The organism is Roseibium sp. SCP14 (genome assembly GCF_040329475.1).
Lineage (GTDB): Bacteria > Pseudomonadota > Alphaproteobacteria > Rhizobiales > Stappiaceae > Roseibium.
On the sequence record NZ_JBDZYH010000040.1, the window covers coordinates 1 to 271 of the forward strand.

General features: G+C 63.8%; 1 pseudogene. It reads left to right on the forward strand.

Annotated elements, in window-relative coordinates:
• A pseudogene (locus ABLQ08_RS32515) lies at nucleotides 1-271 on the forward strand (hypothetical protein); the annotation flags it as partial.

Here is a 271-nt window from a genome sequence, read left to right on the forward strand (position 1 = left end):
CACGTATCAGGACAGCGGCACGGGCGCGTCCGACGTCGACACGATCAAGGCAACGCATTCGAGTGCGGCGATCGGCGTGAGCGGTGACTTCTCGAAAGCCTCGAGCGGCATCGAGGTCATCGAAGGCATCGCGGGCGGCAACAACAGTGTTCGCGGCGACGGCAACGGCAACACGCTCGACTTCTCCGGCATGACGGTGACGGACGCCAAGCTTGACGGAGCCGGTGGCAACGACACGATCATCGGCACGGCTGGCGACGATGTCATTGTC